At 42.1% G+C, this 22020-nt stretch carries 16 protein-coding genes; 4 read left to right on the top strand and 12 right to left on the bottom strand.

Features of this window, described 5'->3' with window-relative positions; genetic code table 11:
- Positions 1-16: 16 nt before the first annotated feature.
- Positions 17-535, bottom strand: coding sequence for an NUDIX hydrolase (locus FLL45_RS13065; protein ID WP_185964451.1), 519 nt, complete (start codon positions 533-535; stop codon positions 17-19).
- Between the two features lie 150 nt (positions 536-685).
- On the opposite strand from FLL45_RS13065, the gene FLL45_RS13060 reads away from it, so the two are divergent.
- The 4 genes from FLL45_RS13060 (at position 686) to FLL45_RS13045 (ending at position 7143) form a co-directional block, all read left to right on the top strand.
- Positions 686-1690, top strand: a complete 1005-nt coding sequence (locus FLL45_RS13060; RefSeq protein WP_142942501.1) for a glycosyltransferase family 2 protein — start codon at positions 686-688, stop codon at positions 1688-1690.
- A gap of 16 nt (positions 1691-1706) precedes the next feature.
- Complete coding sequence (locus FLL45_RS13055; protein WP_142942500.1) at positions 1707-2222, top strand: hypothetical protein; 516 nt, start codon at positions 1707-1709, stop codon at positions 2220-2222.
- 36 nt (positions 2223-2258) lie between these two features.
- A complete protein-coding gene (pgi, locus tag FLL45_RS13050) occupies positions 2259-3917 on the top strand; it encodes a glucose-6-phosphate isomerase (RefSeq protein WP_142942499.1) in 1659 nt (552 codons plus the stop codon).
- Positions 3918-4377: 460 nt separating this feature from the next.
- Positions 4378-7143 carry a Calx-beta domain-containing protein gene (locus tag FLL45_RS13045; RefSeq protein ID WP_142942498.1) on the top strand — a complete coding sequence of 922 codons (2766 nt, stop codon included), beginning with the start codon at positions 4378-4380 and terminating at the stop codon, positions 7141-7143.
- Between the two features lie 182 nt (positions 7144-7325).
- On the opposite strand, the gene FLL45_RS13040 is transcribed toward FLL45_RS13045, so the two are convergent.
- The 11 genes from FLL45_RS13040 to FLL45_RS12990 all read right to left on the bottom strand — a co-directional run bounded on the left by FLL45_RS13040 (position 7326) and on the right by FLL45_RS12990 (position 22020).
- Positions 7326-7814: a hypothetical protein gene (locus FLL45_RS13040; protein WP_142942497.1), complete on the bottom strand. Its 489-nt coding sequence runs from the start codon at positions 7812-7814 to the stop codon at positions 7326-7328.
- 9 nt (positions 7815-7823) lie between these two features.
- Positions 7824-9920 (bottom strand): LruC domain-containing protein, encoded by a 2097-nt coding sequence (locus FLL45_RS13035; protein WP_185964450.1) that lies wholly within the window; start codon positions 9918-9920, stop codon positions 7824-7826.
- A 286-nt stretch (positions 9921-10206) separates the two neighbouring features.
- Positions 10207-12132, bottom strand: a complete 1926-nt coding sequence (locus FLL45_RS13030; protein ID WP_142942495.1) for a glycosyltransferase — start codon at positions 12130-12132, stop codon at positions 10207-10209.
- Between the two features lie 11 nt (positions 12133-12143).
- Complete coding sequence (locus FLL45_RS13025) at positions 12144-13430, bottom strand: oligosaccharide flippase family protein (protein ID WP_142942494.1); 1287 nt, start codon at positions 13428-13430, stop codon at positions 12144-12146.
- A 40-nt stretch (positions 13431-13470) separates the two neighbouring features.
- Positions 13471-14784 carry an O-antigen ligase domain-containing protein gene (locus FLL45_RS13020; protein WP_142942493.1) on the bottom strand — a complete coding sequence of 438 codons (1314 nt, stop codon included), beginning with the start codon at positions 14782-14784 and terminating at the stop codon, positions 13471-13473.
- Complete coding sequence (locus FLL45_RS13015; RefSeq protein ID WP_142942492.1) at positions 14739-16247, bottom strand: GumC family protein; 1509 nt, start codon at positions 16245-16247, stop codon at positions 14739-14741. Before FLL45_RS13015 ends, FLL45_RS13020 begins: the two co-directional genes overlap by 46 nt.
- Positions 16248-16249: 2 nt before the next feature.
- Complete coding sequence (locus tag FLL45_RS13010) at positions 16250-17407, bottom strand: polysaccharide biosynthesis/export family protein (protein ID WP_142942491.1); 1158 nt, start codon at positions 17405-17407, stop codon at positions 16250-16252.
- Positions 17408-17417: 10 nt separating this feature from the next.
- Positions 17418-17750 (bottom strand): STAS domain-containing protein, encoded by a 333-nt coding sequence (locus FLL45_RS13005; protein WP_142942490.1) that lies wholly within the window; start codon positions 17748-17750, stop codon positions 17418-17420.
- A 215-nt stretch (positions 17751-17965) separates the two neighbouring features.
- Positions 17966-18904, bottom strand: coding sequence for a UTP--glucose-1-phosphate uridylyltransferase (locus tag FLL45_RS13000; protein ID WP_142942489.1), 939 nt, complete (start codon positions 18902-18904; stop codon positions 17966-17968).
- 185 nt (positions 18905-19089) lie between these two features.
- Positions 19090-20502 (bottom strand): sigma-54-dependent transcriptional regulator, encoded by a 1413-nt coding sequence (locus tag FLL45_RS12995; protein WP_142942488.1) that lies wholly within the window; start codon positions 20500-20502, stop codon positions 19090-19092.
- Between the two features lie 24 nt (positions 20503-20526).
- Entirely contained in the window at positions 20527-22020 is a 1494-nt protein-coding gene (locus FLL45_RS12990; protein WP_142942487.1) for a sensor histidine kinase, read from the bottom strand.

The following is a 22020-nucleotide window of genomic DNA, read 5'->3' as shown; positions in this document are numbered from 1 at the left end:
ATTCGCAAAATGCAAATCAATTTGCGTAGCATTTTTTCGTTTCGCGAGGTGCTTTTGAAAGCTTAAAAAAGTTCGCGACTATTGGATCGAGCATTAAACTTGGGAGCTCTTCGAGCGAGAAAAATTTAATCGATTCTATTTCCGAATCGTCACACCTGATCGATTCTAGCTCAATAAAATCAAGCTCAATATAAAATATACTGTCACGACACATAGAGCGCCCAAACTTAAAACTATTTTCAAATGATAGTTCAAGTCTCTCCTCTTCTATGAAAAGTCCGGTCTCTTCAAAAAGTTCTCTAATAGCATTTTGTTTGGCTGATTCGCCGCGTTTTCGATAACCGCCAGGAAAGCTATATGTATCGCGATAGATTGATTTAACTAATAGATATTTATCTGCGCACTTGACTACAACTTGTGCACCTTGAGTGCTGCGTCCGAAATACTTTAGATACATTCGCCAAGCTTTATATATCACTGTATATCCCTGCTTAAACAACCAGCCTTTGAGACTCGTCCATTTTTTTTTATTCATCATTGCTCCTGGATCTTAATAAATTGTTGATAATTATTTTTATCTAAAGCAATTGAGATGCCATTTATATTTTGATGAGACAAGAAATCTTGGCACGGTTTCTGAATAACCAGATAGAGAAATAGGTTTAAACTTCCCAGGAGTAAGCAAATGGTCAAAGTCTCAGTAGTAATGCCGGTCTACAATGTGGAACGTTACGTTGAAGAAGCTATTCAATCGGTCATCCATCAGTCATTCACTGATTTTGAGTTAATCATTGTTAACGACGGCTCGACTGATAACTCCTTGTCTTTATGCAAACGTTTTAATGATTCCAGGATTAGAGTAGTTACTCAAAGAAACCGGGGATTAGCTGGTGCTAGAAATACCGGTGTTCGTGAGTCTAGCGGCGAGTATGTTGCTTTTATCGATTCAGACGATAAATGGCATCAAGATAAGCTCAAACATCATGTTAACCATTTAAATAACAACCCGATTATTGGTGTCAGTTATTCGGCTTCAGCTTTAATGGATGAACGCAGTCAACTAATAGGTATTACCCAAAAGCCGAAGCTATCTAACATTTCCATCAAAGATATTATTTGTCGAAATCCTATCGGTAATGGTTCAGCTCCAGTCATTCGACGTAGCGTACTAGACCAGAGTAGTTACTGGGTTTACCGTCAGGGCGCAAAGGAACGATGTTTCTTCGACGAAACCTTCCGTCAGTCAGAAGATGTCGAATATTGGTTGCGGATTGCTTTGCAATCTGCAACAGTTTTTTCCGGAATTGGCAAGAGTCTTACTTTTTATCGAGTCAATAGCAACGGTTTATCCGCTAATGTGAGTAAGCAATATTTATCTTGGGAAAGAGCGATAAACAAAGCCTGGTCAATATCACCCAAAAAAGTTTCTCCATGGGTTGACTTGGCCAAAGCGTACCAGCTTCGTTATTTAGCCAGACATGCTGTCAAAAGTCATGATGCAAAGCTTGCGTTGAAGTTCATTATCGAAGGGATTCGTACTCAGCCCAGAATCTTAGCCGAAGAGCCCATCAAAACTTCAGTGACATTCGCCGCCGCGCTCTTATTAAACTGCGTACCGAAACGTTTATTCAGTCAAATTGAATCAACTCTTTTTAACCTCTATCGAAGAACAACAGCGCGAGTCGCCTAAGCAAGGAGATCAGACATTGATAGACAATTATCTTAAACGAAAACCGATACTGTTGTATCTATCGACTTTTTTATTGGTTATTGCACTAACCGCTTGTCATCCACCGGTTAAAAATTATCTAACGTTAGCAGAACATACTAGTCTTCGTTGGCAAAACGTTCCGCTCAATGACTTAATTTCGATTAAAGGACAACCGAGTAGTATCCACTATTTAGGCAATAGCGTCGTATCAGATATTACTAGCGAGTTTTGGATTTCGGAGGTCGACCAATATGTCACCTTATATCGAGGGTTACTTCCAGAAATATCGGCTTCGCGGCGAACAGAAATGCCAGAGCGCTTTTATTCCCAATCTACCCGTCAAGGTGCCTGGCTACTCGTTTACCGTACTCCAGTGAGAGCCTACCGTGCTCACAATCGCTACTGTGTCGAATATTATGTTATCGATACTTACGCCAGAGTACTTGAGTCAGGGGTAAACGCGACCGCAATTGACGACTACAAACATTGTTTACTCGACCGGAATTCATAACGATTAAAGCCATTCACTCGCAGTATGAGGAATCACATGCAACTAACACAATTTAGCAGCTGGAAAGCATTGACTAGCCACTATCAAAGCGCAAAACACCTCCACATTAGAGATCTGTTTGAAAGCGATCCACTAAGACAGACGCGTTTTAGTGTTTTATTTGAGGACATTCTGTTTGATTACTCCAAAAATCGAATCAGTCCTCATACTTTTAATCTTCTCACCGATCTAGCGAAAGAGGTCGAGTTAAAATCATGGATTGAACGAATGTTTTCTGGCGATAAGCTCAACCATACTGAGGGTCGGGCAGTTCTCCATACAGCGCTCCGTTTACCTCGACATAAGCCACTGGTTGTTGGAGACCAAAACATCTCATCACTCGTCCATCGAGAACTCGACAAAATGAGTGAATTTTGCTATCAGGTCCGTTCAGGGCGTTGGCTTGGTTATACAGGTAAGCCTGTCACTGACATCGTTAATATTGGTATTGGCGGAAGTGATCTTGGACCACAACTTGTCGTGGAAGCGCTAAAATCTTTTTCTGATAAGCCTTTAAAATGCCATTTTGTTTCAAATGTCGACACTATGCATTTGTTAGAAAAGACAGAGAACCTAAACCTTGAGACGACGCTATTTATTGTTGCGTCTAAATCTTTCACAACCGATGAGACAATGACCAACGCGGAAAGCTTACGCGAATGGTTTTTAAAAACAACCGGAGCCTATGACAGTTTAGGCAAACACTTCGTGGCAGTTTCATCCAATCAAGCTAAAGCGATATCTTTCGGTATCAACCCAGAAAATATTTTTAATTTCTGGGACTGGGTTGGAGGAAGGTACTCACTTTGGTCTTCGATTGGTCTCTCAATTGCGTTGACCATTGGTATTGAGAACTTTAAAGAAATGCTCGCAGGTGCACACGCAATGGATGAGCATTTTCGAACAGCGCCTTTTGAGAAGAATATCCCGGTGATCATGGCTTTATTGGGTATTTGGTATAACAATTTTTTTGGTTGCGAGTCCCATGCCATTCTCCCTTATGATCATCAACTAAATTTATTACCCGCCTACTTGGAACAAGCGGATATGGAGAGTAACGGTAAATCTGTTGACCGAGACGGTAAGCAAGTCAATTATTCCACTGGTGGAATTGTCTGGGGTAGTCAAGGCATTAATGGACAACACGCTTTTTATCAATTGATTCATCAAGGAACAAAGTTAGTACCAGCGGACTTTATCAGTAGTGCAATCCCTCATGAAAGTATCAACAACCATCACAACCTTATGCTATCTAATTTCTTTGCTCAAACCGAAGCACTAATGAAAGGACGAACTCGAGAAGAAACGTTGAATGATCTAAGAGAGCTTGGATTAACAGATACTGAAATCGAAAAGCAACTGCCACATATGACCTTTGAAGGCAACAAACCGACTAACTCAATTTTACTTAAAAAGATTACCCCTCGCTCTCTCGGTTCTCTGTTAGCAATGTATGAGCACAAAGTATTCACGCAAGGTGTGATTTGGAATATTAATTCATTCGACCAGTATGGTGTTGAGCTGGGAAAAAAACTCGCTAAGAAGATTTTATCAGAATTAAATGATACTTGTTTATCGCGCTTACACGATGGTTCAACCCAGTCCTTGATGACTTATTTTCGTATGCTTACTGCGCAGCCAAAGTTGAACTCATAAAACTGATGTGACGTCTATAGTTAAGCAAGCATCAAATTGGCTCCTAGGATAGGTAATACGGTGCACCCAGTTAGTTTTAAACTGGGCGCACAACATACCTCACTGTTGTCCTGAATCGCTCGGGTCCCTCTTAATCTCGGTAAAATCGCAAGTTCTCGAAAGGAATCAATCGCTGCTGCGAACCACAGAAATAAAGCTTCCACAACTTTTTCTTTGCTTTCAGTATATTTGCTGATTCCAAAGCGCTCAGCGTTTATGAGTGACTCGTATCACAATAAAAAAGCAGAGCGGTTCACACTCTGCTAGCAAAAGAGGGTAAATATTACTGAATTCCACAGCGACAAGCTGTAAAAGAGTGAACCTTTGAGTAACCTATTGCCCCAAAGCTTTTGTGACCTTAGCTAGACAGCTAAAAAACATCAGACAACCCAAATTAAAGTTAATTAACCAGGAGCGATAGGTGGTACTCAAATACAAACGTCAGTTGATAGCTTCAGCAGTAATATCAGCGTTAACAACGCCCTGCTTTGCCGATCAACTCAGTACTTCCCAAGAAAGTTATTCTTCAAACAAATCAACCGATTCCAATCAGCGCTATATTGTTCAATATGAACGGTCTAAATTAACAAAAGTATCGAGCGACAATCACATTCACTTTGATACTCAAATGGCCGCGCAACAATTAAATGAACGAGGTATTGAAATCAAGCGTTCATTGCCGCGTCAAGCAGCTTTTGCGGTTGAGCTCAGCGATGCGCAACTCAATAGCCTTAAATTAGATCCAAACATTAAGTCTATCGAGAAAGACCAACTTAGAAAATTTACCGCACTTTACGAAGACACTTTCGGTGACCCTAATACAACGCAACTCACACCTTATGCGATCATTCAATCTCAAGCTGATCAGTTGACACTACAGGAAGGTCAAAAAGTTTGTGTCATAGACTCGGGTTTGGCAGGTAGTGATGGAGAGACCGGCGGTCTTAACAACGACTTTGAGTGGAGTAAGATTACCGGTGACGACGATTCAGGAACCGGCAGTTGGAATGCAGACGGCGGTCCTCACGGAACTCATGTCGCAGGAACCGTGGGTGCTGCTGATAATGGCTTCGGCGTTATTGGTATGGCGCCAGGAGTCGCCATGCATATTATCAAGGTATTTAATGATGCAGGCTGGGGATACTCTTCTGACTTAGCCCATGCCGCTGATAAATGTACCGAAGCTGGCGCTAACATTATCACCATGAGTCTTGGCGGCGGTGGTGCGAGCAGTTTTGAGGAAAATGCTTTTAACACCTTTACCGAAAATGGCGGTCTGGTACTCGCTGCTGCGGGTAATGATGGTAATGATGTGCGTTCTTATCCTGCCGGGTATGATTCGGTCATGATGGTTGGTGCCAATGATGGCGATAACAACATCGCATCTTTTTCACAATTTCCCTCCTGTAATGAAGCGCAGACGAATTGTGTGGAAGTGACCGCGGGCGGGGTTAATACGTTATCGACTTATCCTTCTGGAGGCGTCACGATTGCGGGTTTAACAGCCGACGAAACAGGCTATGCTGCTTCTGCAATGGAAAATGTTGGCAGTGCAACGGCAGAGACCTTTTTTATGGGCTTAGGCAACGCCATTGACAGCAATGCCAATGGCAAAATTTGCGTAATCGACCGGGGTGAAATTACTTTTCATGACAAGGTGAAAAATTGCGAAGACAGTGGTGGTAATGGCGCAATTATTATTAACAATGTATCAGGAATGCTTAACGGCACACTAGGAGATACAAATACCACATCGATTCCTGTGGTTGGCACTACACTTGAAGATAGAGACGCGCTGGTCGCGGCCACTGCTGCTTCAATTTCTGTAGGACCTGGAGACTATGGATTGATGAGTGGTACCTCGATGGCTACGCCTGGGGTAGCTGGGGTTGCTGCATTAGTTTGGTCAAACTTCCCGCATTGTACAGGCGCAGAAATACGTCATGCGTTAAAAGTTTCCGCTGAAGACTCTGGCGCTCCGGGACATGATGTGTATTTTGGCAATGGTATTGTTAAAGCAAAAGCGACGGCTGACTACTTAACCGCAAACGGTTGTGAGGCGACACCGCCGGCAGGTAATGTTCGTTTTGAACTTGCCAGTGAAACTATCGATGAAGGCGTAGGAACATTTTCGGTCACAATACAAAGAAACAACGGCACGTTTGGTGAAGTTAGTTTTGATGTCAGCACCAATGATGACTCTGCTACATCGGCAAGTGATTATGTAACATTCGAACAAACCATAGTAATGGCAGACGGAGAAACGTCGAAAACGATTTCGATCGAAGTGACCGACGACAGCGAGTATGAAGGTGAATCTCCAGAGGTATTCACCCTCAACTTATCTAATCCAAGTGCGAACACCCAAATTGCTCAACCTAATCAAATGCAAATTAGCATCAGCGAGAATGACCCGATGCCACCCGCAGGCGATTTCGTTTTGAGTAGCGCCAGCTACAATTTTGACGAAGACGCAACTGAAGTATTTATCACTATAAATCGTGTTAATGGCGATTACGGACAAGCGATGGTTGATCTCGTGTCAAGTGAAGACACTGCAACTAACGATGTTGACTATCAAGCGATTTCGCAAACGGTTGTTTTTGAAAATGGTGAAACCTCCAAAGAAATTATCATTACATTAATTGATGATAACGTGTTCGAAGGTGATGAAACATTTAGTATCAGTCTACAAAACCCGAGTGAACGCAGCACAATAGAATCCCCTGTGAGCAGCACTGTAACAATCAATGAAAACGAGCCCCCACCTCCGGCAGGAGACCTGAGCTGGACTCAATCGACTCTTGTCATAAGCGAAGCTTCAAGCGCTTTTGTTGTTGAAATAAGTAGAGACAATGGAAGTTATGGTGAATGTATAGCCACCGCTACTGTCAGTCACAGTTCAACTGATGCAAGCGATTTTTCAGGCGATACCAGTGTCGAACTAGTTTTCGCCGATGGTGAAATTTCGCAAACTGCAACTTTCTCGGTCTTCGACGATACTATTGACGAAACTGACGAAAGTTTTAGCTTGGTTATTTCAAGCCAATCAGACTGTTCGATCGGTGTTACGGCAAATTTAAGCGTCACGATTACCGATAATGATGAGTCTCAAGATGAATCTGGCGGTGGCTCTTTGAGTTGGTCCTTACTGCTGCTCTTAGGTTTGTTGAGAAGGGCTAAATAAGCCTATTTAGGCTAAGATTGTATGGATAAGCGTATTACTTTTACCGTGATACGCTTTTTTGTTTTATTCACCTACAGCACAGGTACCACTCACCATTCTCCCTCTTTCTTAAATTCAATTTTACTGTACAACGACTAGCGCTAATAGTCGCTAGTCGCTAAGCAATCAATTGTTGGCTGAAATTAAAATGTCCATTCAATCGCATTGAGCGGGTCAATTGTTATCAAGGCTGAATATACGTATGAAAGATCGTCAACTGAAACAACTTGTACCAATACCTTGTCAACATCATTCGTGACTTCAACTTTGCCTTCACTCATACCTTCTTGCAATTGGATCATCAATAATCTCGACTGATGCTTGGGTTGAATGCCTAAGTTCTGCGTTTCATGATAATCAGAGTAAATTGATACGTAGGCTCGTTTTGATTGATAAGCCGGGGCTTTAATATTGAAGTCAATCGTTCTCGCTGTCGTAAAATCAAATGATTCGGGCGCCACCAGTGCCTCAGTTTTTAGTGGCCCATCCTCGGAATTTGGCATATCTTCTGCTACCGGTGGCGACGGTGCGTCGCTTACGGGTTCTTGACTAGAAGAACCGCCACCGCCGCATCCGCTCATCAAGAATATTACTAGTGCGATTACTGGATAAATACTTGTATTAAATTTCATGTTTGACTCCTATTGGTAAACTTTATCGGTACTAGCTTTGACATCAAGGTACCAATCTTGGTTAGTTACACCACCACTTTCTATCCACCCTTGAAATTCAGGATAAGCTTCCAGCAAATCAACGGTCTCTTTTGGGTGCAACCAATCCGTGCCAATTACTAAAGCCCAAGGTAAATTATTACTCGTCCTAAATGTTCGACTGCTTTGCACATCACTCGTGTCATCCACGGTTCCCAACAATGTTGGATCGGCAAGATCCGTCAGTGGCTTATCGGCCAAATGGATTTCTAAAGCCCTACCTGGAGTTTCAGAGTAAACTGCGTCGCGCCCCCAATATGGAGTAGCAAAGATAAAAGGGTTGTAGGGCGCGTCCGGCATATCCGCTAGTGCAATAGGTTGATTAAAATTAACACTCACTTCAAAGCTAAATTCGATAGATTCTTTACAGCTGGTTTGAGTTCGATAAAACCGACAATCACTAGCAACTTCTTCCCACAGGTCATCAGATATTTTAATAACCGCTTGCGATTGGCCTTGCTCTAAAAAGCTCCGTTGGACAACTTCTCCATTAATCAGCCCTCTCAATCTCGGTTGATCAACCGCTTCATAATTGATATTTTGCAAATGAACCGCAAAGCCATTGTGATAGGTTGCACCAAGCGCCACCAAAGAACCATGAATATCAGTTCGAATAACGTTATCTTCTCTGATTAATTCAACGATACGATAGCGTAAAACAACATCGTTCATATCGTAGTCACCGATTTTAGGCCACAAATCTTCATAGGCTAACGTTACCCAACCCGTTTCAGATGGGTAATAACGATAGGTCACGTTACTCGCGGCTATACTTATCGGATAATCTTCGACTTCACCGTTTGGTGCGCCGCCAATAGGCGTTAAATCTTCAATACTCGACAACCTAAATCTCGCCCAGCTTGAGCCAACTTGGGCATCCATCGGGACGCGATAAGGAAGGTAATGAACGCCTTCATTAAGATACAAACCATCAAATACTTTCTCGGTAGATTCGTCGAATTGACCATCAATATTCCAGTCTATCCAACCGTTAAGAAAACCTTCTCCTCGAACGGTTACTTGCAATAGACTATCTAAGCCCACTTCTATCGCCGTAATAAAACCGACACCATCTTCGTCATTAATATTAGAATCATCGTCATTAAGCACACTGTTTAGCCCGTCGGGTTCACCATCAGGAACTTGGTATCCCAAATACAAGTCTTCGGTAATTTGATGGCGAGGACCATTATCGGCAAGCGAGGTGCTATAACTCGATGGCGCGTCCCCCCAGTCGACACCATCAACGGAAATCGGCGCATTGGCACAGCGTGCCCCATCATTTTGATTTGAGGATGGTCCCTGTGCAAAGAACTCAGCTGAAACGTCGCTAGTATCCGGATCACTCAAGTTGATGCGAAAGATTTTTCCATCATTGTTACGTCCAATATAATAGTTGCCAGTGACATCAAAATATCCAGCACCAAAAGTTCCAGTTACACCGGTATCTCCGAGCAATTCACTTGCGCCAGTTTGTGATGAAATTCGATAAAGACGCCCAGATTGGTTATCGACCGCGTAAATTTGGTTATCCGTTGGATGTACGGCGAGATCGGTTAAATTCAAACTAATATCTGCCGAATCAATTTTAATGGCTTGCATAAAATTATCACGATTTTCATCAAGATTTATTTTATAAAAACCAACATTCTTACGATACACATAGTAGTAATTGTCAGCGACGTCTCCGACGAAGAAAGTTGTATTCGAAGGGAGTCCTGAAACTGCTAATTCCGTTGCTTGTAAGTCGCCGCCGATTCGCACGACTTGATATGAGCTGGTGTTAAATCCATAAATATAACGATCCTCAAAATTGAATCCGACACCATTAATATTACCATTAATACCGACATAATCTTCCAGCAAAGAATAACTACCGGTGACTAAGTTAACCCCATAGATTTGTACATTGTTAGACTGAAATAAAAAAGCAGTGGTTGGACATTGATCAAATGGAGTCGCTCTCACTTGCAAAGCACTGGCAAACAATATCAAGCTCAATAAAAAATACTGTCGATATTTTTTCATAATGATTCCTTTATAATTAAACATTCATTGGCAACGGGCTAATGATAAAATCATCAAATTGTTAGCAAACGCGTTGGTTGTAGTGAGTGTTGCAACATGCTTGCCAATTAATAAGAACTGAAAAAGCAAAGAAATTTGCGAAATGGATATTTAATGAGTAATAAAATTGCAAAATGCGAACAAAAATAAAAATGGAGAAAAGCGTTAAACTAGAATTAGAATAAAAAAACAGCTCGCCTGATATTCAGAAAAGCTGTTTTTTTTTCGTAAAGAAACTGATTTTGAACTAAGCGAACTGACTCAATAAATTCGACCATTGTTTCTGATAGTTATACCAAGCCTCTTTTACACGCATCCGTCCATTTCTTCCCCAGTCCTCTAAAGGTAAGAGATCAACTCGGTTAAGTACTTCAGCAATTACTCTGGGATTACAGTCATCAAGTTTAAGACCGCAGCTTGGCAAAGTATTATTATTCGTACTCACTTGTTCACTCAGTCCACCTACATCCGCAACAATAACCGCCTTACCCGCTGCTTTCGCCTCTAAACAAACCAAACCAAATGCTTCAAAACGAGACGGGATGATTACCGCATCACAACGGCTCAACAATGCAGGTACATCATTCACTCGACCAACGAATTTAATTCGCTTATCACCAGAAGCTAGTTGAATTAATTCGTCTTTCATCGGTCCGTCGCCAGCAATGTCTAAAACAACTCGTTTAGATTCAATTAATCTAAATGCCTTAATAACACGGTCAAAGCCTTTTTCTTGTGACAATCGGCCGTATGCAACTAAGCGAATCATCGTTGAACGTTTCTTGGGTTTAATCGATAAAAAATCATCTAATTTACGACTTTGTGGTATCACGGTGAGATTTGCTGACTTGACTAAATTTAAGCTTTTCATCCAGCGAGCTTGCCCATGAGATACCGATACAACATTATCAAACAGACTATAATTCAGTTTTAGCATTAATCGAAAGCGAGCCTGCGATGGAACCATCTGATAAAACTGCTTCGTGTAGTGATGTTCCTGCAAAATAAGTGGCTTATCCCAGTTTTTAATTCGCAAGATAAGATTAGGGATAAGGGTTTTCCAGCTAGAGGCATAGTGAACCATTAACATATCGCATTCTGTCTTTGCCTTATTCAAGCTCGTTGGATCAACAACATTAAAGGTGAACTGAAAATCGTTGGCAAGGCTTGACTCGGATAAGCTTTTCACCACCGATAAAATGCCCCCCATTTTTTTATCATTAAGCAAGTTATCTACGCTAGCTCGCTGATTATCACGATTATCTTTGAAACCTACCTCTACCTTCTCAAAACAGAATATCGCTTTAAAACGCCATTTCAACTTACGTAGTAAAGCGTAATTAGTACGTGGATCTTTTAAAATACTCATTGCGACTGATTTTCGGCCATTAACTAAATTTAACTGAGCCAGGTGTATAAGATGACCGGCAATGTACCGCTTAACTGACTTTATTAATCGCTTCTCAACTTTGTGTGCGTAAAGTAACGCTTGCAGTCTCTCAGAAAAAGGTAATTCATGACGCGGAATTTTCTCTACACTCACTCTATTTTCTGCATCAAGACAATAATCGATGTCATAGGCAGGGTGTACTGCTATAGAGAAGTTAAGTCCAATCCTTGCCCATAGGTCTTGGTCCTCTCCTTGTACCTGCCCAACAGGAAATTGTCCGACTCGATCTAACACATATTTTGGAATACAGACGCCTGTGGCGATTATCGGTAAATCTCCTTTGCCAGCAATTGCAAAATAATTGTCAAACAACATTAAACGATTTTTCATGTTATGAATTTTACACCGCTTGGTTCGCTCAGCATTTACATAACGATACCGAGTACAATAAGCACCCGCTTCAGGGTAAGCATAAATCAAACGACAGATATGTTTTAAATAGTCAGGAGCGACACAGTCATCCGCATCAATAAAAGCAATATGCGAATACTGTGCTCTGCGAATACCAGTATTACGCGCAGCAGATACACCTTGGTTTGGTTGGCGAATTAAGGTTAAGCGTCGATCTTCGAAGAGCTCGACAACCTTATCGCTTCCGTCTGTCGAGCCATCATCAACAACAATCAATTCGAAGTCAGTGTGCGTTTGATTCAAAATTGATAAAATCGTTTTTTCTACCGACTTTACTTTGTTATATAAAGGTACAACAATCGAAAATTTCATTTAGATTCTCCTTAATAACTTGCTAACTGCATTGCACTTTTAGGATGGTGATTAAAAAATCGCTTCATACTCCACACACAGTAGCAAGGACATAACAGATGTACTGCAAAGACTGCAAATGCCACGCCAACTATTCCTGCTAATTGTCCAATGCAAATTGCCATTAAAAAAGCACCGGTGAACAAAGTGTTCCATTTCAAATCGACGTTCACCAAGCCTTTTGCCTTGAGTAGTTCAGAAGTCGCTTCCGCAAAAGGACGAGGGATTGCAGAAAAACACATTAACATCAGAACAGGGATCGCACTGGTCCACTGCTCTCCAAACACCCAAGGCACGTACCAGTAAGCTAGACTGCCTTGCAAGAAAATCAGTGGTGCTAGAATGAAGAGTATTGTCTTTAGAGCGCTAGAAAATGCCGCTTTGACCTCATCGTCACTATTGCGTAGGTCGCAAAGGTGGGCGAATAGTGATGTATTAAATGCGTTTATCAGCGACAAACTAATACCTAACCCTGCATTCTTGGCGAAAAAATAAATACCCGAAGCCTCTAAGCCGAGGAAAAATGCAACTAGCATCGTATCAACATTGAGACGCAGTGCTTTGTTAACTTCACTGCCTAAGATGGCCTTACCATAATTTAAAATCGTACTGGCTTTTGCGGGGGAAATGCTTTTATCCGCACGCCAAGTCTGTTGAGACAAGGTACCAAACACCCATATTGGCCCAACAACCACCTTTGGCAAAATAACTGCCCATACTCCCAGTCCCGAGAGTGCTAGAAGCACGGTCAAAACATTATCTGTGGCGGTTTGTGAGACACCGATGACGGCTGTGACATTCAAACGGTTTTGGCGCTGAATCAAGAACGCTTCCACCAGTGCGAAAGGCATCATTAAATACACCAACGCCAAGGTTGCTATCATTAATGCGATATCGGTGCTTTGGTAGTAATATGCGATGCAAAATGCAACCAAGCACTGCAAAATAAACAAACCGCCACAAAAATACCAGTTGAGTCGATAAGCTGTCCGACATACAGACTCAAGCTCAGAATCTTTCGCCTGAATGATTTTGGCGCCAATTCCATTTTGAGCTAACACTTTTATTAGATCGTTCGTCGTCAAAGCTACCGCTGCAATTCCAAACTCTAACGGAGACAAGTATCTCGCTAAAATTATTGCCGTAATGAGGCGAGTAACTCGATTAACCAGCTCACTTGCACCAATCCAGCTAGCGTTTCTAACGAAACGATTCTGGATTAAGTTACCTATTTTATTTCTCAGCTGATTGACTTTCACTTGCTCACCTCTACGACTTTGACACTAATTGATATTTTCCTTAGGTATGACTATTCAATTCTCGTGCCGGGTTTTGCTGCGTGACGATCGCTTTAATTTTTGGCAGAGGCTGACAATGGGCAATTCCAACAATGATTAATCCCGGCCAGAACAAATAAGCAAGGATCTCTAAATTCTCACCAAAGGTATAAAAAAATAGGATGGTTATAACACCAAGTCCAACCCTGGCAGTTTTATTGGCTTGACATTTCACCAGTAACTCAAAAAAGCTATAGGCCAGTGGAATAGCTAACGCCCCAAGGCCAATAGCACCTTTCACAAATAACAAGCCATACCAGCTATGATGCGAACCGATAGGCATATACTCGACTAGATGAGGTCCTCTTTCGACAATACCATGTCCCCATACTGGCGCCTCGGACTGCCAGCGATCGACGGCAATCCGTCCGAGCGCTTCCCTCACTCTGCTCGAATCTGCTCGTGCAGCTCTGAACCCGGCTTGCAACTCTTGAAAGAACTCGATAATTCGATCCGCCCAAAATCCAGCAAACAAGGACACCGTTGCTCCTTGAAACATGATCCAAGGTTTAAGTAAATTACTCGCACCGAAAAGAAATATTGGTAATAAAACGGTGACGACAATTGCTAATCGTGACTTGCACATTAGAATCATCAGTAAACTCCCAATAACACCTATCCACATCCACTTGGTGCTCTCCTGCAAGCTAAATAACAGGTAAATGCAGGCAACAAACCCTAACGCAGGCGCCCAGGGTGCAAATAAAAACCAGCGTACGCCCCCTTCAGGCGTGACGCTAAACAACGATACTCGGAAAAATTCAGGCCCCGGACCACCGACAATTTTTAGCGGAGAAATATAAAGCTCTTGGGGTAGTCCAACTAAATAAGCGACCACTAAAAAGGGGAAAATCATTAACGCATGCAAACACACTTTGCTGGTTGCCCGATAAATAATTTCCGGTCTGATCTTAAGACAACCAATTAAAGGGAAGACCGCCATTAAAGCCCAGCCTTTGGCCCAACCTATTGACGACTTGATTGTTTTAGCTGTTCCTAATTGCCAATCCATATGACCCATCCAGAGTGCCACTAACATCATTAACATGCCTATGACCCACACCCAAACACCAAATGGAATTCGAATACGCTCTTCTTCCGGTGTTGCCTCATTTTGCAACCAGAGCTTTTTAGCGAGATATAAAATCATCAACCAGCCCATCGCAGGTGCAACAATATAAAGCGCACCAATCAAATAGAATGGAAAAGTCCAGATTATTGAGTGCCAGACTACTCGCTCTTCAAAATTTTGCGGATATATGGCTTTCTGATCCATAACAACATCAATCCTAAAATAACAAATAAAGTGCTGAAAAAAGCGCCAACAAAAGCGAATAGCTTTTTAGGCGTGTGGGGTCGTTCGGGTAAACTCGGTGTATCGAGTAACTGGACTAAAGGATATGAGACAAATACATCAGCCTTGGTGGTATCAGTTCTTGCAAGTGCAGAAGTAAAGATTGCCTCAGCAACTTGATGGTTTCTGATCAACTCGTCCAGTTTAGAAGCGGGTATGGTTAACTCATTTCTTTCTTTCACTAATCGTTTAATGATTTCTTCTAAGGTGACAACTTTTTCTTTTAAACCTTTTTGTAATACATCATATTCAATCAGATCTTTCATCAACTTATTTCGAGTAGCATCACTTTTTAACGTCAACAAGCTTGCTTCCTTCGGTAACTTGGCATTAACCAAACGTTTAAATCGCAGTTTCACGGTTCGATCAGTGGCCATAAAATCGTTCTTTGCCTTTTTTACTTCAGGGTGATTACTACCCCATTTAGACTGAACTGTCAGATAGCGTTGCTGTGCTTGAGTAAACTCCTGCATGGACTTTTGAAACACACTATCGTTTTGTAAAACTAATGAGTCAGCTGCTTGCTCCGAATTGAGATCAATAATTTGTTGAAGCTTTTTTGCTTTCGCTTCTATCTCTTTGAGTAGAGCGACCGACTGCGTTTTCTCCCTTCTCAATTGCTCGATGGTCATCACAAGTTCATTAAATTGAGCCATTGACACTAGGTTAGATTCCGATTGAAAACGAATCAGTTGATCGCTCGCGTCATCAAGTTTGTTTCGATAGCTATCAAGTGCTTTCAATGCGCTTCCTTCGTGTTGATTAATTTCATCTTGTCGCAACTTATCAAGCAGTCCAAGTAGTGCCTTGTGCAGTGCTTGCGCTTTCTGCAACGAAACCTCAGGTGTTCGGCCGTCAATCGAGAAATAAAGTAGTGATGTTTGGTCAACGAGCTTTACCCTTGGCTTGCCGAATTCAGACACCGTCATACCAAGTGAGCTTGCCGCATTCTTGAGCACCGCATTGCTTGTTGCAAACGCTTTATAATTTGCTTTCGGACTTGTCGAAGAGTTCGAATAGGGCGACGCTGCAGAAGTGGATGTTTGCCCAATATCAACTAGATTGACATTCGCACCAGCGCCCTTTCCAGGTAGTACCAAAGTCCACTCACTGCGATAGGTCGGCGGCGCTACAACGATGTAAGAAATCGCTAAAAACCAAACAATACCGATCAAACCTAATCCAACTAATGTGTATCTTGGCCAACGATTAGGGTTGACCGGAGACCAAAGAAGCACTCGCTTAAACATCGGTAACTGCGATTCATCGGATTTAGCTTGTTGCGAATTAACTTCTTTTGAGTTAGCTTTTGTCGATTCACGACTAGGTTTCGCTTCCTCTACTTGAATTTTACTGTGCTTTACTTTTGTCTTTTTCTTCGCCATGATCAGTCCTCTTTTCCAATGTTCGATAGAATCGACAATGGATTAAAAATATCACTTAAACTACGGGCAACATCTCTCACATTAGTCACATTTGAGTCATAACAAGCGATTCCATCATTGGGCATTAAATAAGGATTGAAATCGTCACGATTATGATTTCGTACAAGCTCTTCAATCGACCGCTGAATAACGCGTGTTTGACCGGTGAATGGGTCGGTACTTACTAAGATTGCAACTCGTGATGCATTGGTCGAAACGGTTCCGCCAACACAGTTTGCCGAAATCAGTCCTCGTAATAAGCGCGTGCCAAATGGAATACTTCTTGATAACTCACCGATTGCCGCACCCGCATTATTGTCAGCCGGTGTCGATAAATTTGAGATGAAGATTTGAAAACCTGGAGGTGTAATCGGCGAAGGACGCATCAACGAGTTTTGTGTCATACCTAACGAAGGAATAACGACCTGGTCGCCCGCGACCAGGGCCAAATCCTGAAACTGACTTCCGTCAACCACACCGGTAATATCTAATGAAATTGGTTTACCATTTCTGATGACCGTCACCCGAGTTAAGTCCGCATCGGGTCGAACGCCACCCGCACTTAGGATTGCGGTAGTTAAATAACGACTAAACGGAGCGTCACCATTTTTGTGTTTTTGCAGATAGCTCTTATGCTCAATACTTCGATTATTAATCAACACAGCACCCGGTGAAAATACCGCGCCTGAGACTAGCACTCTAATCGCAGACCATTGCTGGATTCTCGCGCTAACAACCGCATTTGATCGTTTTAGAATGTTCTCATTGATCAAATGTTGTGTCAGTTCACGCTCTATTTGATGAATTGTCTTTCCGATTACCAATAATGGACTCACAAATGGCAGGCTTAACGTCCCGTCCAAATTAACTTCGTAAACGCCGTTGAAGTATTCATCTTGAGAAATATCGACAATAATTCGATCACCAGGAGAAATCGTCATTGGTCCGGTAACAATATTCATTGTCTTAGGACGCTGCGGTTTTTGAATATTGGCTATCATGGCCGCTAACTCGACTTCTTTATATTCCTTTTCCGGTAATGATTGGTAAGTTACTGTGCCTAAGTTGCTGCAACCACTCACCAGACCAAGAACAATTAAAAGCAGAACACGAGAATTCATATTTTGATCCTTAAGCGTTAGGACGCATTGCTGGAAAAGTGTCTCTGTTAAACATTCCTGTCGACAGCAAACCAAGCGCTTTAACTTTCTTGGTCAATGCTTTGTCTTTGGGGTAAATCAAGCTCAGCATGCCTCGTCTCAATGCTATTTTTTTCGCCACCCTTTCAAACACTGCAGCCGCTCGGAATGAGAACGATGTTAATCCTGATAGGTCTAACAAAATGTTGCTCTCACCTTTGATGACAATCCAATCGAGTTCATTGCGCACATTATCGACATCGGCGTCAGTGAAATGATCACTCAAACAAACTCGCTCAAAATTTTGAGATTTCGAATAAGTCATTAACATACTGCTCTCCTTTACAACTTTTGTGGTTCACAGTTATCTAGTTGCAACTAGTTTGCCAACTTTCTAAAAAAGATAATTTTGTTTTATTTCAACAAGATAGGTGAGACTGTAGCTTTTGTGTTTAGCAGTAATTTGCAAAATGCAACGCGAGTTCAAAATTGCAAAAAAATAGCCGCAAATGCGGCTAAAGGGCGGAGTTATCTTAGCTGTCAGATCGCAAGCTTTAGCTGCTTTCGATTGGGTCTCGATTGACTTTGGCTTTCAATAAATGTACGGACCCAGGCATAAAACTCACTGGTATCGAAATTATCTTGCGCAATCACTTGTCGGAAAAATGCTTTGTAGTAACCCAATTTGTTACCACAATCACTGGACGAACCGAGCATTTTAAACCCTTGAACGGATTCGGCCTTAATCAGCGTTTTAATCGCATCCGTTAATTGAATTTCACCCCCAACTCCCGGTTCAGTCCGGGCCAAATGCTTCCAGATAGAGTGGTTAAATACGTAACGACCGACAACGGCTAAATTAGAGGGAGCCTCGTTTTTATTCGGTTTTTCTACAATATCGCTCATCAATATTGATTGCGAGTTCTCATCACCCAAGAATTCTCCCGCGATGACGCCATACTTTTCAACTGATTCTTGGTCAACAGGTTCTACTAATATTTGACTCGCGCCTGTCGCTTGGTTCCGGTATATCATCTCTGCGAGAATATTACTCGACGATTCTTTTTGCGATGAAGGTAGCAAAACATCAGGAAGGATTACCGCGAATGGTTCGTCCGCCAGCACCTCTCGCGCGCAGAAAACTGCGTGCCCCAGCCCCAGTGGTTGATTTTGAAACGTAAAAGTGATTTGAATATTTTCCCAATCTCCGCCACTCACAACTCGTAGCGTCTTTTGGCGCTTGCCGGACTCCAGCTTCGCTTCTAGCTCAAAATTGCGATGAAAGTAGTTTTCTAGGGCGGTTTTAGAAGGATGAGAGACAAAAACTATGTGCTCAATACCTGCATCGACGCATTCCTGAACGATGAAGTGAACCAATGGTTTGTCAGCAAGCGGCAACATCTCTTTTGGGATCGACTTGGTTGCTGGCAACATTCTCGTCCCCATTCCTGCTACTGGAATCACTGCGGTTTTAATCATTTCTTGCTCTCCGTTTTTGATACATAAGTTGATTCAGTTGATGTTGTTAACATAAAAACATCGTTTGGTATCTAGGGAGCAGGAAGCATGCCAGCTTTAAGGCAAGGGATTTAGTAGCATAGTCATTATGTTTTTTGCAAAATGAAAATTGCTTTTCATTTTGCAATCCAAATTATCGATAAAGTCTAACTACCTTTATTTTTTTTCCAACTTTGAATTTTTCGATATAGCGTCGAAGGGCTCACTTCTAGCGCAGCAGCCGCCCTCGGAATATTGCCTTCAAATGCATTAATCGCGGCTTCGATGGATTCTTTTTCTGATAGCCATAGCGGCTTTATTTCTGACTTATGCGGTACTTGGCTGGCGCTTTCAGTGGTATTCTGTTGGTTGTCCTGAGGCTCAATTGAGGCTGCAACACGCTGTTCTAGCTCCTCAAAGTCGCATTGGATATCCACATTGATCGCATTGGCATCAATCAATGGCCCCTCATTGAGTACGACGACGCCGTGCAACAGGTTTTGTAATTGCCGAACGTTACCCGGCCAATGGTATTGCATGAGCTTTTCCTCTGCTGCAGGCGTAAAACCATCAATATGTTTGCCCAACTCTGCATTAAACCTTTTTACAAAATGCTTGGCGAGTAACAGAATGTCCTCTCCTCGTTCTCTAAGTGGCGGGAGACCAACAGAAATTACGTTGAGGCGATAGTAAAGATCTTCACGAAATTCACCGCGCTCTACCGCTTCTTGTAATGGCGTCGAAGATGCCGACACTATTTGCGCTAAAAACTTTTTTACTGAATGAGACCCTATCGGGCTGAATTCTCTTTCTTGTAAGACTCGCAATAATTTAGCTTGTAGGGTGAGTGGCAAACAAGTAATCTCATCTAAAAACAACACGCCATCTTCTGCATTTTCCAACAGCCCAGCCTGATTACTAACCGCTCCTGTAAAAGCCCCTTTGACATGACCGAATAGCTGCGATTCCATTAATGTCTCAGAAAAATTTGCGCAGTTAACTGCAATAAAGGGTTTGCTACTTCGCATGCCTTCAAGGTGAAATACTCTCGCTGCGAGCTCCTTACCAGTTCCGGTTTCACCCGTAACAAATACCGGAATGTTCGCGCCTGATGCTTTACGAATGTATTCGAATGTTTTTGCCATACTGGGATGTTCACTTATGATCCCATGGAAACCAGAACTGGACGCTTTAGCAGGGATTTTTGCTTGTTTTGGCTCTTGCAGCGCATGATTAACGACATCACGTATTTCTTGCTGATCCCAAGGTTTAGCTGCGTACTTTTGAATTAATCCACGGTTAAAGGCTCCAGCGACATCGTTAAAATCATTAAATGCGCTCACTAATATCGCCGTAAAATCAAAGCCTTTTTCACGCAGATTGGCTAACATTTCAGTGCCCGTCATAAAAGGCATTCTTTGGTCGGTGATGACGATGTTTGGCGGCAGGTCATTTGCCGATTCCACAGCTTTAATGGGGCTTTCAAAGAAGTGAAATTCAGCGTCTATTTTTCTTAAACAACGCTTCATCGCATCAAGCACTGCTCTTTCATCATCAACAACATAAATCACACTTTTCATGACTCTTCCCAAAAATAACTTTAACTATATTGTAGGTAATAAAATAATAAATGTGGAACCTTCACCGAGATTACTCTCGACGTAAATTTCTCCATGATGGTCTTTAATAATTCCATAAGAGATGGAAAGACCTAATCCGGTACCGACTCCTACAGGCTTTGTGGTATAAAATGGTTCAAAAATTCTTTCTAAGTTTTTCTTTTCGATACCACATCCAGAATCCGTAATTCGCACTTCAATTTTATCGTCTACCAAACGACTCGATACTGATATTTTTCCATCCTGCTCGCAAGCTTGGCCGGCGTTAATTAATAGATTCATAACAACTTGTTCTATTTGGGTGTTACGGCAAAAGATCAGCGGTAAAGGTTCAAACGACGTCGCAAGCTGCACTTTATATTTGATCTTATTCCATACTAGTTTTATCGCTGATTCGATACACTGATTAATGTCGGTTTCAACTCGAGTTGAATCATCCTCTCTCGCAAAACACTTCAAGTTATCGGCAATACTTTTGATACGCTCAACACCTTCAACAACATCCGTCATCATTGGTTCTATATCGTCGATGATATCGCCCACTCCCTCTTCATCTTCAAAGCGTCGTACAGCTTCAAAAGCATCATTGTTATCGGTCATATTGGCAGCGGCTTGATGGTATAGCTTGATGGTTTGTTTAAATACCTCGGCATATTCACTTAACGTTGCTAAATTGCTTGATACAAATGCAACCGGATTATTGATTTCATGCGCAACGCCCGCAGATAACTGTCCTAATGAAGCCATTTTTTCTGATTGAATCAGTTGTTTCTGGGTTTGTGTCAGATTCTTAAGTGTTTCTTTTAACTTTTTGAGGTAGAGCTGGTTTTGCTTTTCGGCTTTTCTTCGATCAAGTGAGACGCCAAACTGAAGCGCGACCGACTCAATTTGATTTAACATAGCGTCTTCCAAATCTTTCCAAGATTGGACGCCAATTTCAATGATAGCAACAATGTCATTTTGTCGACGAATTGGAAATGCAACACTGCCCTGCAATAATTTGCATTCAACCAGTGATTGTCGCGTCTCGCATTGATATTCGTTTTCTCGCACACATATCAGTTTTCCCTTTAATGACGCTTGGCGCGCAATACTAATATCTTGGGTGAGCCGTTGATGCGTTAATCCGACAATACTGACCGCTTTGTCAGGACTCATCCAATAATGTCTTGAGGGACGAAATTTTTCCTTCCCACTCAATTTAATCGAAGTTATAACGTACGCGGCTGATGCAGTATTACCGAGTACGTTAATAAACTGCTCGAACGATTCAGAGAGTGAGAGTTGCTGTTGAGTCAGCCCAATCACAGACGTTAAGAGGTTAAGGTTTTTATTGCGTAGGATTAGGTTTTCAAATTGGGATTTCACTAAGTTCATGCTTGACGAAAGCTCTCGAGTTCTCTCATCAAGGATTTTTTCCGCTGATATTCTCGCCGCTCGCTCACGTTCGTAAGCAATTAAATATTCGCTATCAGACAT

Origin of the sequence: Aliikangiella marina (genome assembly GCF_007004765.1) — a bacterium.
GTDB lineage: Bacteria > Pseudomonadota > Gammaproteobacteria > Enterobacterales > Kangiellaceae > Aliikangiella > Aliikangiella marina.
Note: the sequence above shows the minus strand (reverse complement) of the source record. Positions and strands in the feature narration are given on the sequence as shown.

Coding starts and splice junctions, on each gene's coding strand:
- FLL45_RS13065 (WP_185964451.1), bottom strand. CDS start 535: ATGAATAAAAAAAAATGGACGAGTCTCAAAGGCTGGTTGTTTAAGCAG.
- FLL45_RS13060 (WP_142942501.1), top strand. CDS start 686: ATGGTCAAAGTCTCAGTAGTAATGCCGGTCTACAATGTGGAACGTTAC.
- pgi (WP_142942499.1), top strand. CDS start 2,259: ATGCAACTAACACAATTTAGCAGCTGGAAAGCATTGACTAGCCACTAT.
- FLL45_RS13040 (WP_142942497.1), bottom strand. CDS start 7,814: ATGAAATTTAATACAAGTATTTATCCAGTAATCGCACTAGTAATATTC.
- FLL45_RS13035 (WP_185964450.1), bottom strand. CDS start 9,920: ATGAAAAAATATCGACAGTATTTTTTATTGAGCTTGATATTGTTTGCC.
- FLL45_RS13030 (WP_142942495.1), bottom strand. CDS start 12,132: ATGAAATTTTCGATTGTTGTACCTTTATATAACAAAGTAAAGTCGGTA.
- FLL45_RS13020 (WP_142942493.1), bottom strand. CDS start 14,784: ATGGATCAGAAAGCCATATATCCGCAAAATTTTGAAGAGCGAGTAGTC.
- FLL45_RS13015 (WP_142942492.1), bottom strand. CDS start 16,247: ATGGCGAAGAAAAAGACAAAAGTAAAGCACAGTAAAATTCAAGTAGAG.
- FLL45_RS13010 (WP_142942491.1), bottom strand. CDS start 17,407: ATGAATTCTCGTGTTCTGCTTTTAATTGTTCTTGGTCTGGTGAGTGGT.
- FLL45_RS13005 (WP_142942490.1), bottom strand. CDS start 17,750: ATGACTTATTCGAAATCTCAAAATTTTGAGCGAGTTTGTTTGAGTGAT.
- FLL45_RS13000 (WP_142942489.1), bottom strand. CDS start 18,904: ATGATTAAAACCGCAGTGATTCCAGTAGCAGGAATGGGGACGAGAATG.
- FLL45_RS12995 (WP_142942488.1), bottom strand. CDS start 20,502: ATGAAAAGTGTGATTTATGTTGTTGATGATGAAAGAGCAGTGCTTGAT.
- FLL45_RS12990 (WP_142942487.1), bottom strand. CDS start 22,020: ATGTCTGATAGCGAATATTTAATTGCTTACGAACGTGAGCGAGCGGCG.